At 43.3% G+C, this 25,826-nt stretch carries 21 protein-coding genes; 14 read left to right on the top strand and 7 right to left on the bottom strand.

The features are described 5' to 3' along the window. The first annotated feature begins 160 nt into the window (after positions 1–160). Positions 161–2,407 carry a phospholipase D-like domain-containing protein gene (locus CH373_RS08595; protein ID WP_100713851.1) on the top strand — a complete coding sequence of 749 codons (2,247 nt, stop codon included), beginning with the start codon at positions 161–163 and terminating at the stop codon, positions 2,405–2,407. Here CH373_RS08595 and murD read toward each other — a convergent pair. Then, the gene (gene murD / locus CH373_RS08590) at positions 2,404–3,750 is read right to left on the bottom strand and encodes a UDP-N-acetylmuramoyl-L-alanine--D-glutamate ligase (protein WP_165778807.1); all 1,347 of its coding nucleotides are present in this window, start codon (positions 3,748–3,750) and stop codon (positions 2,404–2,406) included. The two genes, CH373_RS08595 and murD, sit on opposite strands and share 4 nt — an antisense overlap. 77 nt (positions 3,751–3,827) lie before the next feature. On the opposite strand from murD, the gene CH373_RS08585 reads away from it, so the two are divergent. From CH373_RS08585 to CH373_RS08560, 6 genes are all read left to right on the top strand, one after another. Continuing rightward, positions 3,828–4,166, top strand: a complete 339-nt coding sequence (locus CH373_RS08585; protein WP_100713849.1) for an STAS domain-containing protein — start codon at positions 3,828–3,830, stop codon at positions 4,164–4,166. A 1-nt stretch (position 4,167) separates the two neighbouring features. Further along, positions 4,168–4,917, top strand: coding sequence for a beta/alpha barrel domain-containing protein (locus CH373_RS08580; RefSeq protein ID WP_100713848.1), 750 nt, complete (start codon positions 4,168–4,170; stop codon positions 4,915–4,917). A gap of 254 nt (positions 4,918–5,171) precedes the next feature. After that, a complete protein-coding gene (locus CH373_RS08575; RefSeq protein ID WP_100713847.1) occupies positions 5,172–6,269 on the top strand; it encodes a TMEM43 family protein in 1,098 nt (365 codons plus the stop codon). Positions 6,270–7,025: 756 nt separating this feature from the next. After that, positions 7,026–10,367 carry a hypothetical protein gene (locus CH373_RS08570; protein ID WP_243393320.1) on the top strand — a complete coding sequence of 1,114 codons (3,342 nt, stop codon included), beginning with the start codon at positions 7,026–7,028 and terminating at the stop codon, positions 10,365–10,367. 18 nt (positions 10,368–10,385) lie between these two features. After that, positions 10,386–13,526, top strand: coding sequence for an Ig-like domain-containing domain (locus CH373_RS08565; RefSeq protein WP_100714881.1), 3,141 nt, complete (start codon positions 10,386–10,388; stop codon positions 13,524–13,526). Positions 13,527–13,894: 368 nt separating this feature from the next. Continuing rightward, the gene (locus CH373_RS08560) at positions 13,895–14,425 is read left to right on the top strand and encodes a carboxymuconolactone decarboxylase family protein (RefSeq protein ID WP_165778802.1); all 531 of its coding nucleotides are present in this window, start codon (positions 13,895–13,897) and stop codon (positions 14,423–14,425) included. A 74-nt stretch (positions 14,426–14,499) separates the two neighbouring features. On the opposite strand, the gene CH373_RS08555 is transcribed toward CH373_RS08560, so the two are convergent. After that, the gene (locus CH373_RS08555; RefSeq protein WP_100714879.1) at positions 14,500–15,225 is read right to left on the bottom strand and encodes a FecR family protein; all 726 of its coding nucleotides are present in this window, start codon (positions 15,223–15,225) and stop codon (positions 14,500–14,502) included. Positions 15,226–15,240: 15 nt separating this feature from the next. After that, the gene (locus CH373_RS08550) at positions 15,241–16,683 is read right to left on the bottom strand and encodes a hypothetical protein (protein WP_165778806.1); all 1,443 of its coding nucleotides are present in this window, start codon (positions 16,681–16,683) and stop codon (positions 15,241–15,243) included. A 260-nt stretch (positions 16,684–16,943) separates the two neighbouring features. Here CH373_RS08550 and CH373_RS08540 point away from each other — a divergent pair, with 260 nt between their 5' ends. After that, the gene (locus CH373_RS08540) at positions 16,944–17,972 is read left to right on the top strand and encodes a sensor histidine kinase (RefSeq protein WP_243393319.1); all 1,029 of its coding nucleotides are present in this window, start codon (positions 16,944–16,946) and stop codon (positions 17,970–17,972) included. Between the two features lie 10 nt (positions 17,973–17,982). Next, complete coding sequence (locus tag CH373_RS08535) at positions 17,983–18,732, top strand: LytR/AlgR family response regulator transcription factor (RefSeq protein WP_100714877.1); 750 nt, start codon at positions 17,983–17,985, stop codon at positions 18,730–18,732. A 40-nt stretch (positions 18,733–18,772) separates the two neighbouring features. Here the strand turns inward: CH373_RS08535 and CH373_RS08530 are convergent, their stop codons facing one another. The 4 genes from CH373_RS08530 to CH373_RS08515 all read right to left on the bottom strand — a co-directional run bounded on the left by CH373_RS08530 (position 18,773) and on the right by CH373_RS08515 (position 21,976). Next, complete coding sequence (locus CH373_RS08530) at positions 18,773–19,471, bottom strand: SDR family NAD(P)-dependent oxidoreductase (RefSeq protein ID WP_100714876.1); 699 nt, start codon at positions 19,469–19,471, stop codon at positions 18,773–18,775. A gap of 103 nt (positions 19,472–19,574) precedes the next feature. After that, the gene (gene corA, locus CH373_RS08525) at positions 19,575–20,588 is read right to left on the bottom strand and encodes a magnesium/cobalt transporter CorA (protein WP_100714875.1); all 1,014 of its coding nucleotides are present in this window, start codon (positions 20,586–20,588) and stop codon (positions 19,575–19,577) included. A gap of 29 nt (positions 20,589–20,617) precedes the next feature. Next, entirely contained in the window at positions 20,618–21,169 is a 552-nt protein-coding gene (locus tag CH373_RS08520; RefSeq protein ID WP_100714874.1) for a TetR/AcrR family transcriptional regulator, read from the bottom strand. A 3-nt stretch (positions 21,170–21,172) separates the two neighbouring features. Further along, positions 21,173–21,976, bottom strand: a complete 804-nt coding sequence (locus tag CH373_RS08515) for an aldolase/citrate lyase family protein (protein ID WP_100714887.1) — start codon at positions 21,974–21,976, stop codon at positions 21,173–21,175. An 86-nt stretch (positions 21,977–22,062) separates the two neighbouring features. Between CH373_RS08515 and lepB the strand changes: the two genes are divergently transcribed. From lepB to CH373_RS08485, 5 genes are all read left to right on the top strand, one after another. Then, a complete protein-coding gene (lepB, locus tag CH373_RS08510; RefSeq protein ID WP_100714873.1) occupies positions 22,063–23,052 on the top strand; it encodes a signal peptidase I in 990 nt (329 codons plus the stop codon). Then, entirely contained in the window at positions 23,049–23,312 is a 264-nt protein-coding gene (locus CH373_RS08505) for an AtpZ/AtpI family protein (protein ID WP_100714872.1), read from the top strand. Before lepB ends, CH373_RS08505 begins: the two co-directional genes overlap by 4 nt. Before the next feature lie 522 nt (positions 23,313–23,834). Continuing rightward, positions 23,835–24,956 carry a F0F1 ATP synthase subunit A gene (gene atpB, locus CH373_RS08495; RefSeq protein WP_100714870.1) on the top strand — a complete coding sequence of 374 codons (1,122 nt, stop codon included), beginning with the start codon at positions 23,835–23,837 and terminating at the stop codon, positions 24,954–24,956. A 48-nt stretch (positions 24,957–25,004) separates the two neighbouring features. Further along, entirely contained in the window at positions 25,005–25,298 is a 294-nt protein-coding gene (atpE, locus tag CH373_RS08490; protein WP_100714869.1) for an ATP synthase F0 subunit C, read from the top strand. Positions 25,299–25,300: 2 nt separating this feature from the next. After that, positions 25,301–25,825, top strand: a complete 525-nt coding sequence (locus CH373_RS08485; protein ID WP_100714868.1) for a F0F1 ATP synthase subunit B — start codon at positions 25,301–25,303, stop codon at positions 25,823–25,825. Position 25,826 lies beyond the last annotated feature (1 nt).

The following is a 25,826-nucleotide window of genomic DNA, read 5'->3' as shown; positions in this document are numbered from 1 at the left end:
CACAGAATTGTAATGTGTATCTCCTTCATTTTCTGTTGACGATAATCCCTGCAGTTTCTATAGCCAAACACAGTGTAGGCGACTTGACCTTCCGGTTAAACGGACGCTGAGCGAACGATCTTTTAATAAAATAAATCACAGTGGAACTAGGGTGTATAGGATGAAAACTAAACGAATCGCTCAAATACTCTTAATTTTACAATTTTCAATTTTTGTAAATTGTTTCAGATCGGCCAGCAATCCTTCGAATTTGTTGTCCTCTTTGGTTACTAGTGCATCGGCAACTCCGAATTTAAAGTATAGCACGGCTCATATTCAGATCTACTTTACGAATCCATTGAGTGATCCCGAGGCTGATGACGCAATTATAGGGGTCATCAACCAGGCAAAATCCGGTACGTTTTTGGATTTGGCGCTGTATGGATTGAATCGGGAAGTGATTATTGTAGCCGTTGAGAACGCGATCGATCGCGGAGTTCACGTGCGCATGGTGGGAGATAAGGACGGTACAGGTACGGTCGCTGCGAAGGGAGGAGAATACTACGAAGGTTACCTTAGGATCGCGAATAAGCTGGACCAGAAGTTTCCTGTTTCGGGAAAACTGAGATCTAATTTTCCGGTAGATTCCGGCTTTAATGATTTTATCTTAATTAACTCTGGTGCCATCCAACACAATAAATTTGGAGTCATTCATACTTCCGATGAAAAAGACTATGTTTTTACGGGAAGTACGAATCTTACTGATTCGGATTTCGAGAGAAATAACAATAATTTGATTCTATTCCAGGATTCCGGAATTGCAGGCACTTACAGGAATCAATTCGAATATCTATTGGGACTTCCTGGATCGAGCCGAGTCAGCACCGTGAGGCAACATTACATAGATGGAATCCGTTTTGATGTTCTCTTCTCGCCTGGCATGATTGATGGAAAAACTGCGATGGATCATTTGATGGACCGAGTTACGAATGCAAGCGCAACGATTCACTTCCTGATTTTTTCCTTTCCCCATCGTTATCTAAACGATTTGGTTCTAAGTAAATTTTTCGACTCAGGATTAGACGTAAAGGGAGTATTCGATTTTACCCAATTAAACAATAGTGCCGAAGAGTATTATGCGCAGCACGGAATTCCGGTTAAGATCGACGGTAATTATTACGAGCAAGATGGTCACGGCGGAAAACTCCATCATAAAGTTATGATCCTGGATTCCCAGGAGAACGACGCTGTAGTTGTAACAGGCTCTTTTAACTGGAGCGACAACGCAAATAACGAAAATAATGAAAACCTAATGTTTATCTATTCGAAGGAGATAGCTCAATTTTATGAAGATGAATTCTCTAGACGCTTCGTAGAAGGAACTCCAGTCCCGACCGTTTCCCCCGGAGATCCTTCTACCCAAGGCTCGGTAATACTAAACGAAGTCATGTGGGCCGGAAGGAGGGGAGCGACCGGGACCAGCGCTTACGCGGATTATACGGATGAATTCATTGAACTAAAGAATATTACGAATCAAAGAATCGATCTGTCTGGTTGGGCAATAAAGGGAGCCTCAACTTCGGGAAAACCTATGGTCTTACCTTCCGGAACGTATATTGACGGAAACAGCTATTTGGTGTTAATGTCGTACGCTCCTTCCGAATCAGCATGGCAACCGACAAAATACAAAGTGGCAAACAACTTAAGTGTTTCTAACGACGAGCTGTACTTAGTGCTGGAAGATATTAACCGTACATCGATCGATGTTGCCGGAAAAAAAGGTACCAACCCGGAATCGTTTGCCGGTTCAAACGGGACTCCTAAAAAAAGCATGTCTAGAAATAGTCAGCCTGGTGACGGAAGTCAAAGTGCGAGCTGGTTCTCCGCAACCATTCAGACGAATATTGCATCGTCCTTCCTTGCGTACAATTTCGCTACGCCGGGAGCTCCGAATTCCAATGCAACCTCAACCAGAGATATTATATTTTCGGAAATTGCTTGGGCTGGAACGGATATAAGTGCATCGGATGAATGGATTGAATTGCGCAATCTAACATCCTCTCCGATCGATCTTACCGGCTGGACTATTACGGTCGATGACGGAACTCCTTCGGACATTCTGCTATCCGGGACGATTCCTGCCGGTGGATATTTTTTATTGGAGAGAACGGATGATACTTCTGTTCCTGGTCTGAGCGCCGACTTGATCTACACCGGCGGTATGAATAATAGTAGTACTCGGTTGATTTTGAAGCGCCAAACAACCGCGATCGATGAAACTCCTATTGGGAACTGGCCGGCAGGAACCAATTCACCTACTCATATCAGTATGGAGAGAGCAAACCCAAATTCTGACGGAACACTTGCTTCGTCTTGGAAAAATGGATTAGGAGATATAGAAGGAGCGCAGAATAGCGGGTCTCATTAAGGCTCTTCTTTTGCCCAGGTAGAAACTAAGTTCAGAAAGTGATTTCCTCTTTCTTCGAAGTTCTTGTACTGATCAAAGCTCGCGCAAGCTGGCGAGAACACTACGTGTGTTAATCTCGCCAAGCCGGAGCGGACAGCGTTTTTCAACCAGGAGAAGGATTCTTCCAAATCGTCCTTCAGTATGAGATGAGTTCCTAAGATCTGAGAGAGTTCGCTTCCCCATTCTTCTTTTGCTTCGCCGAAGAGGATCACCCATCCTATCTTGTCTTTGAGGAACTCCTTCAAAGGAGTAATGTCCTCTTTCTTGGTTCTGCCTCCCAAAATCAAGCAAGTGGATTTTCGAAATTTCCAGCCTTTCATTCCGGCCAGCATACTGTGCAAGTTCGTGGATTTGGAATCATTAATGAATTGGACATCTGCGGCTTTCCCTGCCATTTGAAATCGATGCGGCAGTCCTTGGAAAGTTTCGAGCATCGCCTGAATCGACTTAGGATCGGCTTCCATTGCTTCCGCAGCGAGAATCGAAGCAGCAAGGTTTTCTAAATTATGACTTCCTGGAAGATGGAATTTAGAAACATCGTATTCCACTGTTAGAGTTCGGATCTTTTGTTCATCCTCAAGGATTCTCGCGGAACTATCTTCTTCTCTTCCGAAAGTTAGAATTCTACATTTCCAGGCTAAAGATTGGATTCTCTCTTTGTACAAGCGAGAGTTAGTAATGAAAGTATGCCTTGGGTTCGCCGCGTCGGCTATCTTTGCTTTCGCTCCGAAATAATTGTCCAAGGTTTTATGCCTTTCCAAGTGATCCGGAGCCAAGTTCAAGAGAACAGAAACGTTTAAATGCAGCGGAGAAGAATCCTCTAACTGATAACTCGACAATTCGAGCACCGCAACTGGAATCGGCTTCAAGCAAAAATCGCTAAACGCGAGTCCTAAATTTCCTCCAGCTTCCGTTCCAGGAAAATCTTTCGAAATCAAATGTCGGATCAAAGAGGTTGTGGTAGATTTTCCATCGGTGCCAGTAACTCCTACAATTCTTCCTGAAAAATACGCACGAGCAAATTCCACTTCCGAAACGATCGGAATTGCAAGTTGTCTCGCTTGCGCGACGATCGGATTCTCCCACGAAATTCCCGGGCTCTTGATAATTAAGGAGAGAGGGAGCAAATCGGCTAAAGGAGTATTTTCCGGAATTTGCAAGTCAGAAACTTCGGAAATTTTTTGTGCGTCGCTTAGAAGTGGAACAGCTTGTTTCTCTCGCAACAGGCGAAGCGCGGCAAGACCGGAGACTCCACCTCCTAGGACCAAGACTCTTTGTCCAAGTAAAGAAGTAGGAAAATTCATCATACTGGGGAACTTGGTTGACATCCTATTTTCCGGACCCAAACTTGTCTCTAATTTATCGCCTAGGGTAGGTTCCCTTGCTGGATCACAAGATACAGGACGGAGTGCTCATCGTTTATCTCAAGGGACGTCTCGATGTCTCAATTGCGAATGAGGTAGAGGAAAATTTAAACGATCTGATCGACAACCAAGGTCACACAAAGGTTGTCTTGAATATGCAAGATGTCGATTATATGTCTTCATCAGGTTTTCGCGCCTGCATTTCTACGCTTCGAAAGCTGAACGCAAAAGAAGGCGCGTTGAAGATTTGTAATATAAAGCCGGCCGTCAAACGGATTTTCGATGTGATAGAGTTGACATCTCTTTTCGATATTCGAGAAACCGAAGAAGAAGCGCTAAGTAGCTTCCGCTCTTAATATGGCTCTGCACCGGGTACTCCGGGAAATCCTCGAAACGAAAAAAAGGGAATTAGATTCCGCTCCGGAATATGATCCGGAGATTTACAAGGGACCTAGCTTATGGCAATCCTTGAGAAGTCGCAAGTTTTCGATTGTCGCGGAGTGTAAGAGAAAAAGCCCGTCATCGGGAACCATTCGAGAAGAATACGAACCGGTTTCCGTTGCTACCACCTACGAAGAATGTGGGGCTTCCGCAATTTCTGTATTAACCGACAAGGACTACTTTGGGGGTTCTATCTTAGATTTGCAAAACGTTGCAGCCAAGGTCAACTTACCGGTAATACGTAAAGATTTTATCATAGACGAAAGGCAGGTCCAAGAGGCCAGGCAATTCGGAGCTGCGGCAATTTTGCTTATCGTTCGAATTCTCACTCCGGATCAACTCTCTTCACTTTTGCACAAAGCGAGGAAATATGGAATGGACGTTTTGACTGAAATCCATACGGAAGAGGAAGCCGAAATTGCGACGCATGCCGGGGCAAATATCGTAGGAATTAACACGAGAGATTTGGACGATTTCTCGATACACAAGGATCTAGTCTCCAAAGTATCGCAAAAGCTTTCTCCTAATATCGTTAAGATAGGCGAATCGGGAGTTCACTCAAAGGCAGATTTAGACGAGTTTCGTAGATACGTGGACGCAGCTTTAATTGGGACATATTTCATGGAGAAAAAGAATATCCGTAAAGCTTGGCTGGAATTATTCTAAATTCCATTAAAGACCGAAACTCCAAATCTATTTAAGATTTTTCTGATATTTTAACTCTGAATTGAGGCTTTATTCTTTCGCGACGTTTGAATGAGTAAATTTAAAGAAAAATAATATCTGTTTTAAAAAACTTCTTATCCCTGCGAGGGAAAAAATCCAGTTGGAACTAAATTTCCAGAAATAAAAATTTATTGCCTGGTCACGATTTCAATGTACTATTCGAGACCTCAAAAATAATCTCTTAGGAGTTTTACATGGCACTCGAAAGTCCAGACGGGATGTCGTCGTCGGAAAGCGTTGGGTTATTCGGACAGATTGGTGATTCTATTAAAGGAATTCTCACCGGATTTGTACTGTTTCCACTTTCAATTTTTGTGATCTATCAAGTAGAGACTTGCGAACAAGCAAGTGAAGCACTGAAAGGCGCTGTCCCGGCTTCTCAGTCGCAACCTGGCTCTGCCGCATATATTACCGGAACTCTTTCGGCGGATCCTGTAAAAGGCGAATTTGTGAAAACCGGTCAATATATTCATTACACTCATTCCGGAGAAGTGTTGGCCTGGGTTGAGGAAGTAAAGGAAGAAGGAAGTGGGACGAACAAAAAGAAAGTTCGTACTTGTAAACTGGAATGGACTTCTTCTCCAAAGAATCCACGAAACTTTGAATTGTCAGGATGTAAATCCAAGCCTTTCTACCAAAATTCAATTGCGTCTTCTAGCGTTTACGCAGACGGCGGAAGGATAAAAGGAGAGGACGGAAAAACCTACTCGGTCGGTTTAGATGATGTGGAATTTACGTCGGAGGTTCCGAGCAGGTCGCCTTCTGCTGAAGAATTGGAATCCGGGCTGTACCAAGGGGATGGTTACGTATTCTTTAGCGAAAAGTGTATGAAGGATGAGTTAGAAGGCTGCGAGAGAGTAAGCGTTTCTGTGATGCCTGTTCCTACAGAAGCCATGACCTTTATTGGATCCATTTCAGGCTCATCCATAGGCAAGTTTACTAGTGCGGAAGGAAATAAATTCTTAAACGCGTCTGTAGGGGATTTCAATAGCACAATGAAAGACATAGCAAGCGATGACAGTACCAAACGATGGATCGGTCGCTTTATCGCTTTCATTATGATGTTCTCGAGCTTTAACCTGCTCATCGGTCCAGTGACTACATTGCTCAGCTTTATTCCTTTCTTGGGGGACCTTGGAAAAGCAGCGATTCAGATCGTTTTGGGCGTGGTCGCTTTCGTGATCACAGGAATTACGATCTTACTGGTCAAATTCTGGTATATTTGGCTGATATTGGGTGTAGCTGCGATTGGGTACGCGTACTACCGTAAAAAGCAGGCTGCGGCGGCTTAGAACTCAATAAAAAATTTCCTAATTAGAAACAGTGGGTTTCGGAAAGAGGCGATGTAATCTTTCCGAAATCCGTTGGACCTACCTCATTCAAAAATTTTTTTACTGATTCCTTGGTTTTTAGGGTTTCATCCTCTAAAATTTGCATTTTTTCCGTATTTTGGCCCGATCTCGCCAACCTTTTTTTCGCAAAAATTTTTGAATTTAAGCCAGAAACTGTCTGAAATGCTTTAAAAGCCGGATATAAGCAGTTTATTTAAAAACGATCGTTATGGTAAAAAACCTGGGTGTACTGAAAAAAGGTTTGTCCCCATTGTTTATTTATGCGACAGGTATAGCGGTCGATACATGATTTGAACATTCGATATAAAAAGAGATTGAAAACCTTCTGAAGCTGCCATAAATCTGAGTTACTCGTTCAGAAGTTTCATAACGATTGTTCAAAAATGCGAATATAAGCGAACGTAGAGAGGTCCGGGGATGGAAAAGCGAAGTAAACGCCTCCCTAAAGTGATACATGCCCTTTTAGAATGGCGAAGCCGTACTTCGCGGAAAAAATTTATTTCCTGGCTTATATTTTGCTTATTTGTCTCTTGTTCGCACGCGGGCACGGATAAAAATGGAATATCACATTTTTCGGATGGAACCGATACATATGACGGAATTTCTCTATTCAATTTTTTGAATGGATATCCGGTTATTAAAAGTTTTTTTACCAGCCTAAAACCTTTGGAGTTTAACACCTCCCTCGGAGATTCATTGTCGGATGTTCCGCGGGAAGACAGTGTCGGTACTCTCCGGGCAACCCAGGCAATGATGCTGCAAAGCAGGACTAGCCTCCAGTCTCTTGCTCGAGGCGGCGCTGATCTAATCGACAAGATTCAGAATACAAATCCTACAGCGTACCAACAAGTTCTTCCGGTTTTGGAAAAAATTCGTACTTATCCTCGTGCTGTTGTCCGGAATATCGTTCCGATCACCACTGGCGCTCTGCTAAACGAATATAACACTAAGAATAAAAATCAAGTGGCTAGTTCGATCGCGGATTTAGCTCAAACTCTGAGAGATCCTGATACTCAGGATACTCTTCATAAAATCGAAGACTTCCTCTTCAAGAGCCTTTCTACGAATGCGAACTTCCGGTCAGGCGTAGAGGATTTGATGAACGGCTTCTTTGCGCCATCCTTACTAACGGACAGATCCTTGAAGGATGGTTTGATTGATTTAATCTACGAGATCGGTGAGATGATGTTTAAGAAGGCTGGCTTCTTGGACCAAAAGTCTCCGCAAACTTCGATGAAAGAACTGATCATCAATGTGGAGAATTTCTTTACTACATCTAGTGGTGGGGGCGACACCAATCAGTTCGATACGAATGCCGCCTATTCTGCCCCTGGTGGAACATTACATTCTTCTGATTTTAGAGTTACACTTCGAGATCTATTTTCAGTGATCAAAAGTCTGGTTGTTCCAGCAGGAAATGTTACAACAAATCTGCTCGAACAGACTTCCCTGAACGCCTACAATTTGGATTTTTTACGCGATCCTACAAACGTAAATCAATCTTTGAGGGACCTCCTTCATTTGGATGGAGATGGCTTACACAGACAAAACGATATAGCGAGTAGGCCTATTTCTGCGTTAGAATCTTTATTTTTAGTACTGACCCTCGCGGATAATTACGGATACCGTTGGAATCCGGGAGATACAGGAAATAACTACCTTTCCAATAGCGGCGGAAACGGAAGCTACATGACTGGGGGAGAATTAACCCTTGGCGATGCAATTTTCTCTATGGGATCGATCATCGGATCCTCAGACAGTTTCAATTTTAAGAATATTACGGAATTAAGTAGAACCAGTAATAAAGTTTTTAGAGAAACCGCTACCTCTGCGGCACCTCACAGGTACAAGATCGGATTTAATACACGGGTCCTTTCCATTCTTGAGGATCAATCAAGGGGAGAGACAGCTTCGGTTACCGATCCAGGTAGCCCTGGTGCTTTTTCGGGAGAAGCGTCTTTTGATCCTGTATATGCGAAGACGATTCCTTGGATTCTGGACTGGATCGTAAAAGTTACTTTAGAAGGATACGGACCTTATTATAACGTAAACAGAAGAAATATTTCTGGAGACTTTCTTTCACCAAGCGGTGCGATTGCGCGCTTTTCGAATCTAGCAGAAAACAAGTATGTTGCTTCTTGGAAAACGGATCGGTATTGGATCGAAATCAATCCGAATTCAGTTTCTCACCTAGTGTACCTTGGAGGCTATGCGGATCCTGTTCTTGGTACTACTCCAGACGCAGGAAGATATACGATTACAGAAATTACGAAAACAGATGTAGAAAGAGCAGTGAATTCCGATGAAGAAGCCTTCTATAAAAATTTGCAATGGTTGCTCTATGAGAAACGATTTGTAGCAGCTCTTCCTGTTAGAGCAAAGCTTGCCGCAACCGTGTCTTTCGAAGAAGCTCTCTTCATTACCGCGATCGGTAACGGAATTATGGGAATGCTCGGCCTCAAGCCGAACTGCGCTACCACCTGCGCGGATGATAACGGTAAATGGACCAAGTCTGGAGCAGCGATCAAAAATTACAGCACTCCGCAAACTGACTTGTCTACTTGGTCCAATGTTCCTGGAGATTCTGTCTTTCTTTTGGAAGGATGGGGCTACGGCGCCGCTGGAACCGATCCTTTCCAAGTTTCTTTCGTATATTCAGCACTTTGGTCACTCTTGGTTCCTTCTCCCGACACGATTTATGGGATGATTCCACCTGTGATCTCTCAGAACGCAGGAGTAGTTAGGCAGTTAGGGTTTACCGGAACAGGAGACGTAGCTCCTTCTCAGGTGAATGCTCAATGGGAAAAAAGAAACAGACTCACACCGTTTATCGTTACATTAGCAAAGGCGATCGGAGACGATGCAAAGATTCCTGCGAACAGAACTGCGGGCAGAAATCCGTATCGAGTACTTTCTGATTTAGCGGAAAGTCTTTCTCGGCCATATCTGTTTTTTGGAGAGGACAAGACAGCGCTGAATCCTCCAACAACAGGTGCAAATATTGTCCAACTCAGGACGATAGGAATTAATTCTGGGATGCGCAACTCAGAGGCTACTCCTCTCGAATACAAACCGTCCAAAAATTACAGAACTTTGATTAGTTTGTTGGTAGAAGGCGTGAATGCAACATCCCCGACTCCTACCGACAGGACCAGATTGAACGACGGGATCTTGGATCTACTAAGCAAAACTGAAATTTTATCCGGTCTAGTGAAATTCGCAACCAACCTGGGAAATCCATCCAAAGCGGATGCAAGAACTCTGGTGATGAGCGGTCTCACAAAAATATTAACCGAAACCGATCTTTGGGCAGATTGTGGCGCTAGCACTGAAGCTCAGTTCGATACGAATTGTCCCACCAAATTTGCGTTTGACGATGTGATCGATTGGTTGGTCGTAAAAATCGCTGAGTATCCAGATGCGAGACCTGCAAACCTGTATGATCCGGTCTGGTCGAATATCGACGATTTGGTTACGACTATACGTGATTATATCGCACGATCCTCGGGTTGGTCCTTAGTCACTTCGCTTAATTTCATCTTGGACATGCTCCTTGATATTCGCCCGACTACTGCGGAAATATCGAGCACACTAAACTTAGTGTCTTCTCTATTCGTTGAGCCTGATCTTACCACTAGAACTTATACAATTACGCAAATCTTAAGTACTAGTTTGCCTCCGGTTTTGGATGCAATTGCACCTTATGGCCGTTCCTTGTATGCAACCGGTTATCAGTTGGCGATTCCGGGACATTTCTTTTCTTACTTAGAGGAGAATTCCTTCATGGCTCCTCAGTACGAAATCAAAGATCTGTTGGAAGAGACAAAACTGCTGTTACGCTCTGATATGATTCAAACTTCTTTAATGGACCAAAGGGCCTTCTTATATTCTGCAGGAACTTTGATTGGATATTTCGGAGATATCTTGGAAAGAGGCCGGAAATTCTCAGGCCCTTATTACTTTTACGATAATTGGAACGACGGGCAGCCAACCTCCACTTATTGGGACAATCTAAACTTGTTATTATCTGTGCACTAACCGAGGAGAGAAATAGAGATGAATCAAAAATACACTTTGGCTCGAATCTGGACAAAACAAATTCTGAAACTTTCCGGAACTGGCTTATGCGTGCTTAGCATGTTGTTTTCTTGTTCCCCGGATAAAAAAGGAGGCTTGGCTGCATCTCTTTTAGCCTCCTTAGGCTTGGCCACTGACTCCGGTGGTACAATGCCTTCTACAAATGTCGTGGTTCCGTATACGGATACCGACACCCCTGCACAGCTCCCTGTAGATTTTGGAAACGGGGGACCTCAGGCAATGCTGAATCTTGCATCTTTGATCCAGGTAGATCGATACAAGAGTTTGGAAATTGTTTTTTCTGAGCCAATGACTCCAACCTCGGTAGAATCTGACTTTGTTCTTACTGAATCTGTTGGAACTGCTTTACCCGGACCAGTGAGTGGAAAGGGTGGAACTTTCTATTGGAAATCCGGGGGCCGTTTAGTCTTTGATCCATACCGTGAACTGAAACCGAATACTGCTTATAAGCTTACATTGACCTCTGCTTCAGCTGCTTTAGAGGGCGGACAGCTGAAAGACTACCAAGTAGAATTCACTACTGAACCAGATTATCTGATTAGTGCTTCTTTGAACGGAAAAGCAGTAGGTCCGGCAAATTATCAAAAAGACTTAACGTATTTGGATGCCACACCTGGTACCGTATCGTTAAACTTGACCGCTTCTTTTACGAATCCGATCACAGGTCCAAATGCGATCCAATCGATCACATTAGTACACATGGGATCCAACGCTTCTAGGGTTATCTGTTCAGGAACCTGCGATATGACTCTTCCTCTCGCTTCTTCCTTGAATTTGAACGGATTTACCGGAGCTGAATCCGGTCTGAAGCCTTTCCAAGGAGGAAACGCTTACGAATTCGTAATCACGAATACTACCGGAAAGTCTTTCCGTAGAAGTATAGGATTTAATTACGGAAAAGTAAATGCTACCCCCTATGCATTGTTAGGTTACGGCGCGAGCGCAATCCTGGATGGAAATCCGGACTCTGATCCGGCTGTTCCGAGCGGAGTAGATGCCGGGAAAAAGAGAGGACAGACTCTTCGTTTATTCTCGAAAATTCTAGAACGCTTTGCAAAGGCGGACTACAAAATCGATTTAAAAACATTTAATGATTATTCCACGAAACCGAAAAAGACTGATTGTGGAGGAAGTGCTTGCGGTGAGGATTCTGGAATCAATCTTACTACGGTGCAAAATAGTCTGAATACTCGTTGTATCGATTATTACCGTTCCGGTGCGGGCGATATTAATATGATACTTCCTTTTGGTGATGCGAGCGGAACCTATGGAATCGGCTATTGCGGTGCGAACGGAAATACGGGGGCGTTTAACGTAAACGCAAGCGTGCTCGGTCTCGGAACCTTGCCTATGTGGCTGGATGTCTATATTACTGGTATCAGCGTTCCGCCTACGGATCCGAACGGAGTTGCGAATATTACAGACTCGATTTATGCCCAAGGTTCCAACGTGATGGGACTAGATATCAACGGTCGCAGAGCTATTATCAATCTCTCGGTCATTGGTTATACGCACGATTGTTCCTGGGCGGGTTGTTTGATCGGAAACGACCAGAAATTCTATTTCACTACTACAGCAACTGTGAACTTGAATGCTCCGTATGATCCTCGTCTAACTCGTGCAAAATCTACCGCAGTGTTTAACACTTCCGGAAATATTGGAATTACGATCAACACTCCGTTTACTCCAAATGATGCGATTACTGGAAACTTTTATGTGCAACCTTGGTGGGCCAACCTAACAGTAGGTAATATGAACTTGGAGCATTCTACCAGTGGACTGGGAGAATTTTTGGGAGCGATCACAGAAGGAATTGCAAATAATGCGGTCCCTCAAGTTACTCCAGCGATTACTCAAGCAATGCTCAAGGATATCGTACAAAGGATTGCTCCTTCGGCAATGAACGCGGTGATCAGTTCTTTGAACAACCCTGGACTGGACATTGTGTTGCCTGATTATCTGCCTACTCCTTTGAAGAATTTTCCTCTCAGCTTGAAACTGAAGCTTCGTGAAAACCAAACGGTTACGATTTCAGGATCTAATAAGGCGAGCGTCGGATCCGCAGATGTAAGTTTAGTAGCTAAGAATCCGCTCAGCGTTTCGGATCCGAATTACCACGGCCATGAACTTACCTCTGGCTTTGTTAGTACTCGGCCTGTTTCAGTAAGTACGCCTTTGACTAGCAGTTATGCTTTCTCTCAAAGTAATATGCGTCCCGGTCTGCTATTGACTTTGACCGCGGATACAGTGACTCAAGCTGCTTATAGCCTTTGGCAGAACGGTGCATTAAATCTAAGAATCAATAAACAGTTTATTGATACGATTCGTGCATATGCAGGATCAGATCCACTCTTCGAGCTGACCAATGAGTTAGTGAAAGTAGGGACTCTGATGAATATTCTTGCTCCGGGCAGAAATACGTTGATCGGATTAGATCCAGCAAACGATCAGGTCCTGATCACAAATGTAAACTCCACAGACGATGTTGATATAGACGTCTATCCGATTCACGCTCCGAACGGTGCTTTTAAATTCGGAGGATCAAATGCGCTTCCAATTCTTGAAGTAAACTTTACCGATCTAGAGTTGCGCATTTACGGAAGGAGACCGAATTCTACACGATACCTATTGAATACCGTTCGAGTTAGTTTAAAAGGGGACGGACACTTCAACTTTGTTCCGTTCGATGCTCCACAGGATAAACCTCAATACAACAACTTGAACGCTTTGAGTCTAACGATCGAAAAGGATGAAGGAAAGCTTTCTTATACTTTGGATATCCTGGAAGGAACTCAGTTCAATCCATTCGGATTGGATCCTAAAGGAATCTTCCAAGTAGTGAATCCTTTGATTCGATCTTTGATCGTTCCTTTGGTGAATAACGTGCTGAGACAAGTGCCTTTGCCTAAGTCTTTGAACATTGCGTCCATCACTCATCCGACAAACGGAACGCCTTGTAATCTGCAGGCGACTACGGATAAATTAAGACTGATCACAGTTCCAATTCCGAACACAGAACCGTATCCTTACTTATTTGGAGGATTGCAATTTCAGGGTGCGGCGGATACCAATCCTGGAATCGTGGTTCAGTGCCCGTAGCTTGCAGTTCTTGCGGTTAGCCAGCCCTTTCCGGGTCTCGATAGTTCTGTAGGAGTTCCTACAGAACTGGGGCACAAATAACTTGATTGCAAAAATAGAAGAATCGTGGTAGAGGGCGAGTAGGTTTCGGGAGGTTTCCCACGAACCCGCCCCCCACCCAAAACAGGGCGGGGGACCCCAAAGCGAGGAGCTCCTACAAACCTCGACCTCGCCGCAATCCAGCCAATCGCTCAAAAGTCAAAGTTCGTCTTTCCGTTTTTGAATAAGATTAGCAGATAACCGTTTTTTATATGCCACCAAAGGACTGAGTGGTAAAATACGGTGTTCATAAAAAACTAATTCATTTAGCAATCGGAGGGAAAAATCCTTTGAGACTAGAGCCAATCGAAAGCCCGAAATCAATTCTCTTAAAATTCATTTATTTCGTTTCAAAAAAGCTGTACGGAAAGGTACTTGCTCCGATCAAGATTTTATATGCGAGAAGCTTTCCTATTTTATTTGCTTCGAATAAAATTCTGAGTGTAGAAAAGAAATTAGTTCTGCCTAAGGAGTTGCGGATTCTCATCAGGAATTACGTCGCGAACTTAAATGGATGTGAATTCTGTTCTAATTTGCAGTTGTATGAAGCTATGAAAAACAGTCTGGAATTTCAAAAAGTCCAGGACTTGCTAAATTTTCGAAAAAGCGACAATTACTCTCCAAAAGAAAAAGCGATGCTTGCTTATGTGGAAGAAGTTTCTTTTTCCAAGAAATCCTCGGATGGGACATTTGCAGAGTTACAGAAATACTTCAGCGAACGGGAAATTGTAGAAATTACCTGGATGAATGCAAGCGAACACTATTTTAATTTCTTAGGAATTCCTTTAGAGCTGACTTCGGATGAGCTGGTGAAAGGATAATTTAAAGTTCACTTTAAACATTTTGCCCCGCCGAATTTTAATTCAGCGAGGCAAAGTTTTTGGGGCACTTGGATTTATTTCCCGTAGGTTTCATCTGCCGGGGAAGATTGTTCCGGAGTCCATCCTTCCGGCTTATGACATGATAAGCAATTTTTTAAAGAAATATTCTTTTTCATCATTTCTTTGAAAGGCGGAAGTGCCTTGAATTTTGTAATGATCCCTTCATACTGCACTTTTTTCGGATCACCCATGCCTCCGGAATAGTACCCTCCATTTCCTTTTTCTAATAGAGTTCCTTCTCCATTTTGTTCTTTGTTGGAAACTGCTACCTTCCCTTCGCAAGTACAAAAGCTAGAATCTTTTGATTTTGCATCAAAGAAAGCCGAGAAGGAAGTTCCGCGAACGCCTGCAGTAGTGGTCGGAGTACCCGCTTCAAATTTTTTACCTTTTAGGTTCACAATATGAAACCAAGCGAATCCGCTCTGTACTTCTAATTTTCCGTCCTTGTTTTCTCCATGCAAACCATTCACCTTGAGTTTCGTGTTTGGAAGAACGCGAAACTCAGAGCCTCTGTACATCAAAGTAGTCTTGGATCCGTTTCCGGTCCATACTACATCTCCCTCGGAAACTGGATCTCCCAATTTCAGACTTGTCCATTTTCCGGAATCCTGCTTTTGCACTTGTACCTTTCCGAGTAAGAAGGCGACTCGAGCATCTTTTTCTTCCACATTTTGACTCAGGATCACCAAGGATCCCAAAGACAAGGCTAACGAAATTGCGATCAATAGTTTCTGTTTCATACCTTTACTTCTCCATTAAAATTCCAGTGTAGATCGTAGGAACAGTTGCCTATCCAAAGCTGAGTATTCGGAAATTCCATAAGGAACTGATCCTTTAAACTGACCTAGGTAGTCTGTTCTTGTCCTAAGATCTCCATTCTGATCCACATAGTTCTTTTCCCTTTGCCCATTCGAATCTTGGTTTCTTACTTCTACATAACCGAGAGCGATTCGAAATCTTTCTATGACGGTCCACTCCAAATATACGGAGTATTTCTTAAAGCTAGAGCGAGAGCTGTATCCGGAAGAGTTTAGATTTCCTTGAAATACCGAGGCAACATTCGACTTCCAATAAGCTGTTTCCGGAATTCCCGGAGCAAATTCATGAATGTCCGATCTGTCTGCGGCCATGACACCGCTTCTCCCCGAGCCGGCTTCCCATCTTCCAATCATACGGATTTTTTCGTTACCGAGAGATAACCACGCATAGGCCGCACTTCCGAACGTATCCAAACCAGGTATGATCACTGGTGAATAAGGTTGCGCCCTATCTCGGATATCTCCTCCCTTCTGCTTTCTCCATATCGCTCCCAATCCAAAGTTTACTATCGTTTTTCTGTCGTAATTGGCTTCAACGGCATAGGATTCACTTTCTAGGGAACGAACGTCTTTTTGAAGAGTAGTGGCAGGGTTACTATCGGAAGGTAGGCAGGAGGACTTTCCTTCTCTGCATTCGTTTCCTGCAGCTCCATTGAAATTAGCCATTCTTGTGAAAAAATGCAGACCGAGGCGGTTTTGATCACCTATCTTTGGTTCGATGGAAAGTCTAGAAGACGCGTCCAGTCCAGAAGACTCTGTATTCTGAGTTTCTCTATAACCTTCTCCATTGGAAATCATTGCTTGCGCGGAAACAATTCCCCATTTTCCGGTTAGGCCTAGCCCTAAATCTGCAGGTTGGGACGCAAATCCCAAACTCTCTAACGGACCTTTGTCCAAGTATCTCCATCTCCAATAGTTTTGCCATTGTGTATATGTGTGTGGTAGTTCCTGCATTCCGAAAGAAACAGAATAAGTTCCAAGATTTGTTTCCCAGGTTTTCTTTAAAGCAGCGCGCCGAATCCCGAGTAGATAGGGATTGGATTTAGTTCCAGAATCTACTTTAGTGTCTGCAGAAAGTTGGCTCGACCGGAGTAATTCTCCCCATACTTCCAGGGTAAGTCCAGATTCTTGCCATTCTTTCGTAATCGTGACCAAGGTCCAAGGGCTGGAAAATCCAGTCTTGTCATCCAGTCCTGCATTGGAAACTCCGGAAGCTCCGTCTCTGATTCTTTGTCCATAAGAGGGAGAGATTACACCTCCAATTCTAAAACCGTAAAATCCATCTGGTTCTTCTGGCTTCGTGGTAATTACTTCTTCCGCATACATTTCCGGAGCAATGAGAATCATAAGAATAAGAATGCTTAGGACCTTGATTCGAATTTTCAAAGGCATATTCTACTCCCGGCCTAGGGTCTTTCGAGTTTGACCCACCCAGTTGATCCTACAAAGAGAAGGGAGTTCCTTCCCTTTGTCCACAGACTTTTCTAAGCTTTCGCATTCTCTATTCATTTGCATTAACCTTCGGTAATTCGGAATGAGTCTTACTTTTTGCAGAGTAAACGAGAAAAAAGGAGATCGACTTTCATTACGATTTGAATTCAGAATGAGAAGAGGGAGTCTCAATGAAAACGGTGAAGCGAATGAAACTTTTTCGAATCTTATTTTGGCTCACGATCAATACTGTGCTCGGAACCATGAATTCGCTGTTAGTTGCTCACAATTCTTCTTCCCCCTTTTGGAAAGTTTTTCTAGCGACTCAAGTCACTACTCATTCTGTTTGTTCCGTGGTTGAATTTGCAGTGGAATATTTGAACGGAAGGACACCAAAGCTCTCCGCATTCCAGACAGGATTGATACTGGTCGTCGCATCCGCATTCGCCGCAGTTTTTGGAGTCGCAGCGGGCGGAATTTTGCACGCACTGCTTTTGTCCTCAGATGGAATCGAAAAGGAACACAGCGGATCCTACAATATCCTTCTCGGAAGTTTGATCCTGGCTTTATTTATCGCATTTCTAGAAAAGTCGATGCAATTGCTGGTCGAAAAAAAGAAGAAAACCGAGGAGGAATTGAAGGACATTCAATACAGAACTTTGCAAAGCAGAATGGATCCTCATTATTTATTCAATACTTTGAATACGATCCACGCTTTGCTTGCAACAGACCCGGACAAAGCCGACCAAGCTCTCATTTTGCTTTCGGATACGTATCGCTTTTTGTCAGATCGAATCTCCGAAAGGCTGATCCCGTTTGACGAGGAATGGAAGTTCACTCTAAGCTATGTGGAATTGCAACGAATTCGTTTTTCCGATTCGTTGACTTTGAAGACCGAAAAGGAAGGAAATTTTTCTAACCTAAGAATTCCTCCGCTCTCCTTGCAACCTTTGGTAGAAAATAGTTTCAAACATGGATTGGAAAATTTGCCGGGTCCTAGAATTTTAGAAATCAGCGCTCGAGAACAGAATGGAAAAGTAAGAATCGTAATTTCGGACAATGGCAAGACGAATGGTTTTCAGTCTAGCAAATATGATTCTAGACAAAAAAACGAATTCTCTCATACTTTGGAGAATATTCGGTCTAGAATAGAATATAATTTCGGAAAGGCCGAGCTGTTCATTGAGTCGAGCAAAGGCGGAAGGACAGATGTGTGCCTGGAATATAAGGCAAGTTAGGTGAGTTTGCATGACCGATTCAGATCGATACAAGGTGTTGATAGTCGAAGACGAGGTTCCGGCTAGGGATCTGCTCCGACGATACCTGGATGACTGGAAGCAATTTGAAGTTTCAGGGATCGCTAGGACTGGCCAACAGGCCCTAGATTTAATAGGGAAGGCAGAGTTTGATCTAATTTTTTTAGACATTCACCTTCCGGAAAAAAGTGGATTAGAAGTTCTAAAAGAGCTCGGAGATGAAGCGCCCTTACTCGTTTTTACAACTGCGTACGCAGATCATATGTCCAGAGCCTTCGAAGTAGGTGCGTGTGATTATCTACTAAAGCCTTACACGAAAGAAAGATTTCAGAGTTGCATGGACAGAACCTTGGCGCAGTTAAAATTGCGAACTTTAGCAAACCATTTAGGTCCCGAACAAAGCCACCAAATTCTGACTTTTCGTGAAGGAGGGCTTTTGCATCGCGTTTTACTCTCAGACCTTTATTATCTGACTGCTAACGGAAAAAAATGCGTACTCCATACCAAGTCGGGTGATTTCGAAACTTCGAGATTGATGGGCGATCTTGAAAAGGAACTACCGCAAAGTTCCTTTTTGAGAATTCATAGAAAACATGTGGTGAACATAGAATATGTCGCCGCGACTAGATCGCAGCCCGGAGGAGGATACGTGATCTTTCTGAAGGACGAGGATGAAACCAATCTGCCTGTAGGCAGAGAATATGCCGAGGGAGTAAGGACTCTTTTCAAGAGTAAAAAATAGGAGATTTATCTTTTCATAATTTATGAATATAAGATATTCTTTACCAAGGAATCACATTTCTATCTCTGAAGAAACATCCAGACGGCCCCTTTGAATCTAGTAGCGCTGCCCAGACGATTGTTTCGGCTCCTTTCTCTACGGGCCGGTTTGCCGAAGGGCCTCCCATATCGGTTCTGACCCATCCCGGACAGACCGAATTTACTTTAATATCCATTTCCCGGGTTTCGGAATGCAAAATGCGAGTCAGCGCGTTTAGCGCGGTCTTTGAAATTCGATAGGCAGCGTAACCAGATCCCATGTCCGAGAGTTGGCCCATCCCGGAGCTCACATTTACGATTCTACCGTATCCGTTTTTTTGCATCGCAGGTAGGATCGCTTGTGCGAGAAGAAATGGACCTATTAGATTTGTTCCCAAGGTAGTTTGCAGAATATTTAAACTAGTGTTCACGAGCGGGCCTTTGTCCATGCTGATCCCCGCATTGTTTATAAGGATATCAACCTTTCCATACTCGTTTAGGATTCCGGAAACAAAGGAATGGATCGATCCGTGATCCGAGACGTCCAATGCCAAGCCAACTGCCTTGCCGCCTGAATTTCGGATCTCGTTTGCGGTTTTTTCGGAGTCTTCTTTCTTTCGAGACGCACAAAGAACTAGAATATCTGCGGCTCCTAATTCTTTAGCGACCTGTTTTCCGATTCCTCTACTCGCACCAGTCACAAGTCCGACTTTATTCGACATGGCAAATTCTCCGGGGTTATTTTGACTGGAAAAATACTATCCGCAATCAAAATTAATGATAAACGAATTCAGAAAATCTGAAATATTATTGGATTCGTTTCTATTAGGTTTTGAACAACTTGGACTTCATAAACCAAAGTACCATAAGCCCCGGTATGGAAATCAATGAGATCAATGTCACGAAGAGTATCGGTTTACTGGAAAAAGGAAGACCTGTAAAGTTCATACCAAAGAAGCCGGTCAAGAACGTGATTGGCAAAAAAACAAGAGAGACTAGAGTCAGTCTCTTGATTGTTTCGTTGTTTTTTTGAGATAGAAGTGAGAAGTAAGCATCCATCGTGTTTCCGATCAAGTCTCGGTCCATATCAATTGTTTCGACCAATCTACTCAAGTGATCGTACACGTCCCTGAAATAAAATCGTATCTTTTCGGTTAACAATCCGCTTTCTCTTCGTGTGATCAAATTGAGCACTTCTCTTTGAGGCGAAAGAACTCTTCGCATCTTAGCCAATTTTCTTTTGAGCATCAGGATGTTACTTACGAAATCGCGTTCCACTGAGTTCGTAAGTATCTGGTTTTCTAAATCTGTAATTGCTTCTGAAAATTGGTCGAGCACTGGAAAATTAGAATCTACCAAGATATCGAGAAGAAGATAGAGAAGGTGATCTGTTCCTTTAGAATGTAAAATGCTTTCTGTTTTGCATCTTTCCCAAAGATCATCGATTAGTTTTTCTTTATGCTCGTGAACAGTGACCAAAAACCTATCGTTAAAAAAAGCGTGAGTCTCCCTGTTGATTAAGTAATTGGTTTCAGGGATTTGCTTGAAGTTGTGCATTACAATAAACGCATGATCGTCGTAATCCTCGAATTTGGGTCTTTGGTTTTTGTTCACGCAGTCTTCTATCGCAAGAGGATGGAATTGGCAGTTCTGGGCGAGGAAATACAGATCTTCCTCGCTTGGATTTTCCAGATCGATCCAAACTTTGGAGCTCTTGCTGGCTTTTCGAAGAAAGAAAGAATTCTTTAAATTGATATCATACGCCAGGGTCTTGGGCTTTCCGTTCCCTGTCTTTGAGGTGCTATTTACCTTGGAAGGAATGAGAAGGATTCGAATCATGATGATCGTTCTTGTCCGAAAGATTTGGCCTAGGTGCTTTCTAGTGCATGCACCAGGTACTTTCTGAAGTCCTCTAAGGTGAATTCTTTTTTGTTCGTGAGATAGTTGATCATATAACCGATGGATGTCGAAGCTAAGTTTTTCACTTCGAAGTCCGTGTAGTTCGGTTTTAGGGCTAGTATTACTTTTTTTGAATTTTCAAAGAAGATCTTGTTTACTAAGTGAATATTTCTTCTTTTGAGTCTATGAATTTTAGGTTGCAACATTAGGTTCCAGTAAAGCCGCAGATACTCTTCGTTTTCTTTGACTAACCTTACGATTTGCTCTCCTACGTATTCAATTAATTCTTTTCTGTTTCCGGGCGAGGATAAATTTTCAGGCAGATATCGTTTTAGGATTTTATCATGTGCCTGAATGATACCTTCCAAAATCAATTCCTTGGAGTCAAAATATCGGTAGGCTAATCCCAGGGACAATCCGGCTCTTTGTGCGATTTGCCTCATGGTAGTGCCATGATACCCCTGCTCCGAGAATAATTTTAGAGAAGTCTTTAGTATCAGTTCCCTTGTGTCTTTTGCCATTGGTTAACGAATGGAGTAGAGTACCTTTCTAGAACCGATTCTTTCTCGGTTTGTCTCCATACGATTCTTATAGCCGAAGGCCTTTTCTGGCTTAATCAAGGCCAGCAGATCGTAAAGTTCCATTTCGAATAATAACATGGCTTCAGAAACTTCTTCGGCACCTTTTTCCAAAGAACGCGCGGCGTCTACGCATACGTGCCGAGAGTTGATTTTATGAGGACGGATCTCTTCTGCGATTTTTCTAAAGTTTTGCTTGGTAATCGTCCCGCCTACTGAGGTTTTCTTACCGCGCTCTTTGCAAAGAGAAATGATGGTTCTGGTTACCTTCATGACTTCTTCGTCATCCGGAATCATGCCCATGGAGGCAGAGAGATCGGATCTGGCCGCAGTGACCTGATCCAGTTCTTCGAAAGCTTTTGAATCAACTATCTCTAAAAGATTGCGGTAACCAGTGATCGTCTCTAGATTGATAGCCTTGAATACTTTGCCATACGCCACCGGAGTGAGCATACTTTTTAAAGTGCTGATGAAATTCTTTAGACCGTAAGCGGATTCTATCATCGGAGCGGAAATCCCTTCGATTTCCTCTTTTACCAGCATACGGATATCCGTTCTGGCTTCCGGTCCACCTATCTTTACAGTGACTGGGAGGATATCCTTTGCCACTTTATGGAGAACCCGGATTTCTTCGGCGTCCATATCTTCGGTTTCGGTTCCGCCTTTCAGTCCTACCAGGGGGTAGATTTCGGAAAGGGAAATTAAATAGCGACGAAGTTCGATGATTTTGCGGTCTATCTGCTCTCTCACATTTCTAGTATCGTCGCTTTCTGGAAAAGAGTAAGGATTTTTGGTGCGTGATTGACGGGAAATCCCAATCATTATTCGATAGACCTATGAGTGAGCCCAAGGGCGTAGTTCCCCAAAAAGGCATTTTTTCTGGAATTCTAGCGGATGAATCGGTTTCTTCTACCTTATCTTTTGGATTGATCGTAGTTTTAGTTTTGGCCTTCAAGTCCTCGGTTTTGGATGCGAATAATATTCCTTCCGGATCCATGATTCCGACTTTGAAAATCGGTGATTTTCTATTCGTAAATAAAATGCGTTATTCGCTGAGAATGCCATTTACGGAAAAGGAGCTCATTCGTTATGACGACCCCCAAAGAGGGGATATCGTTACATTTATTCCGCCTCAAGAAGCATTAATCAGAGGGGAAGGGGATAGTAGAGAAGGTTGGTTTCCGAAGAGGTTTGTAAAAAGGGTGATTGGTCTCCCGGGAGATACGATTCGTATTACACCCAAGCATGTGGAAACAAAAAGAGGACCTGTAACCTACGCTCTCATCGAATACAAAGAAAAAGGTTCCGAGGAATTTAAAGGATATGGACCCGTAGAAACAGAACCAGGGAATTTGCTCTACGATTTGGACAATGTCAAAGCTCCTTCTCGGTCCTTATTTAAAGAGAAAAAACAAGATTTTGAACACTACGTGCTCGAAGGTTCTGATGAATATCTGTCCTTTTACAGCTCCGACTTTTGCGGGCTTCACCAAGGCTGCGAAATCCCGGAGGGGCAGTATATGGTGGTCGGCGACAATCGGGATGATTCTCACGATTCTAGAGCCTGGGGATTTGTTCCTAGAGAAGATATTCTAGGAAAGGCGGCAGTGATTTATTTTTCCGTAAATTGGAAAGACTACGTATGTCAGTTTAAGAGCGGAAAAGAACTCTCCGAAAAAGGCGATCTGCGTGCAGAAAGATACGAGGGAGAGGAATTAGAAAAGCATTGCGGTTCTCCTGGAGACAGCTGGCTGATGAAAACCCTCAGATACAGATTGTTCCGTATGGAAGTGCGCTGGAATCGAATCGGAACTATATTGAAATGAGCTCGGATCCCTCTAAGGAGAATTCTTCAGAAAAGGACAAGGAGCCCAAGCCTAAGAAAGAAAAATCAGCTTGGGAGCTGGCCAGTTTAGGAATGGAGTTTTGCTTCATTGTGGGCGGTTCGATCTTTCTCGGTAATTACTTGGATTCTAGATTTTCGATTTCGCCTTTTGGGATATTAGGCGGGCTTGCACTGGGTTTCTCCTACGGCATATATTACATTTTGTACAGAGTAAGCCAGTTTGAGAACAAGGATAAGTGATCGACTCCAATAGTAGTTTCGCCTTTTTCTTCGACTGACATGGATGATTCAGGAGTTCTAAAGCCCAGGAAATATTTTATTGGAGCTTCCGTGCTTACTCTGTTTTGCACGGGTTGGTACTTTATAGCCCCGAATCCAATATTAGGATTCTGGAAAGGCGTTTTGGTATCACTTTTGATCTCTTTTTGCTACTCCGGGATTCGGCTTTATATTCTGCAAAAGCATTCTAAAGACGGATTGTCCGCCCAATTTGGAACGACTGTTCTATTCTTTTTTGCACAGGCGGTCTGTTTGGCTACGTTTTTGTGGGGGGGAGAAGGTCAAGGTTTTGTTATTGGTTTTTTTATTGCCCATTTCGCGAACCTTTTAATATTGGTATTCGCAAGGTGAAGCTAAAAGGAACGCTGTTTAAGCAATGTAAATAGCGATTTAGAACAAATCTTCTTCAGTTTGTTCGACAGCGATTCGCGATTGTTTCCTCCCTCGCTTTATAAAGGTTAAATCATTCATTTAGTAATATTTATGTTGAAACGCTTTTTTGCCGCGATTCTCCTCTTCACCGCTCTACCAATTTTCTCCTCAGAGAATTCAGGAGCTGGTTTCGATTTAAATGAAGTTTTAGTACATCACTTGATGGATCATGCTGAATTTCCTCTGAATATCGGTGGAAAAAAAGTGTATGAGGGGCAAGCAAACTTCAACCCGCAAACTGATTCGATTTTCGCCGACCATCATACAGGAAAGAGATACCATTTTGTGGGTGGTATCGATCTGCACATCACACGTAGGGTGACCATGATGTGGATCGTAGCACTCCTGTTATTCGCAATTTTTATTCCTAGCGCAAGGCTCATTGCAAGAAACCCCCTCAAAATTCAGAACAGAATCTCAAATACCGTAGAAGTTTTCGTGAACTTCTTACGGAAAGATATCGTGGATACGAACATGGACGGGCACGGACATGGCTATTATCACTATATTTTCTCACTTTTCTTTTTCATTCTATTCTGTAATTTAATGGGATTGGTTCCACCGCTAGGAGAAATTATTCAAGTAGGCTCAGACGCTGTTTCTGCTTATGTGAATGCAACTCCGGAAGCGAATCATGAAGCGATACACTCTGTTGGAGTTCCAACAGGAGAAGCTTCTGGGGAAGTCGGAGCGGAAACCTCTGCGAAAGCAGGAAGTACTCACCACGAACCAATCTGGATCGCAAAAGTTTGGAACGGGATTACCGTTACTGGAGACGTTTCCGTCACGGTTACTCTTGCTTTGATGACAATGCTACTGATCTACGCTACTGGATTTATCTACCAAGGACCTAAGTTTGTGCTCCATTCGGTTCCAAACGGAGTCCCTTGGCCCTTGTACGTAATCATGTGGCCCCTTGAATTCTTCATTTCACCTGCGGCAAAAACTTTTGCACTCACTGTGCGTCTTTTAGCCAATATGACTGCCGGTCACGTGATCATATTGGCATTGATGGGATTCATTTTCCAGTTTAAGTCTTGGGGAATTATTCCGGTTTCGATGGTTGGCGCAGGGCTAATTTATGTTCTGGAATTGTTCGTAGCTTTTTTACAGGCATACGTTTTCGCACTTTTGACCTCGCTCTTTATCGGATTGAGCATGCATAGGCACTAATATTAAAATATTAAGTTATCGTGATTTAAAATAGGAGACATTAGCAACATGGAATTCGGACTAGGATACATCGGAGTGGGAATCGCAGCAGGAGTTGCAATCCTCGGCGCAGGTATCGGAATCGGAAGAATCGGAGGATCTGCAGCAGAAGGAATCGGACGTCAGCCTGAGGCGAGTGGAAAGATTCAAACTGCAATGATCATTTCTGCAGCTCTTATCGAAGGTGCAGCTCTTTTCGCGCTGGTAATCGCGTTCCTCGCAGGTGGAACTCTAAACGAGGCAGTAAAAAAAGCTTCAGAAAAAGCTCCTACTTCCGTTTCAGCTCCAGCAGAAGGTAAGTAATCTTGTTCCTCTTGGCAGCAAAAGGGCTGAACGGCTTATTAGACGTCAATCCGGGTCTTGTTTTTTGGACCCTTTTGACTTTCTTATTTGTCGTAATCATCCTGAAGAAATTCGCGTGGGATGTGATCCTGAAAGCCCTAGACGAAAGGGCGGAAACAATCCAAAACGATATTCGCAAAGCTGCTGATTTGCGCGCGGAAGCCGACGCTTTATTAAAGGATTACGAAGCAAAGATTGCTGCAGCTCGTGAGCAAGCAAACGGTATCGTGAACCAAGCAAAGTCGGATGCAACATCTCTTAGAAATAAGATGATGGATGATGCCGCAAAAGAAGTGAAACAGCTTAAAGATGGAGCGATTCGAGATATCGATTTAGCAAAATCTAAAGCTTTGGCAGAATTACAAGGGCAGATTGTTTCGATGACGGTCCAGGTTGCCGGTTTGGTACTGGAAAAGCAGCTTAAAACAGAAGATTACAAATCCTTTGTGGAAAGCGAGTTAGGCAAAATCAAGAAACTGAGCGCTTAAG

Source organism: Leptospira perolatii, assembly GCF_002811875.1.
Lineage (GTDB): Bacteria > Spirochaetota > Leptospiria > Leptospirales > Leptospiraceae > Leptospira_B > Leptospira_B perolatii.
Note: the sequence above shows the minus strand (reverse complement) of the source record. Positions and strands in the feature narration are given on the sequence as shown.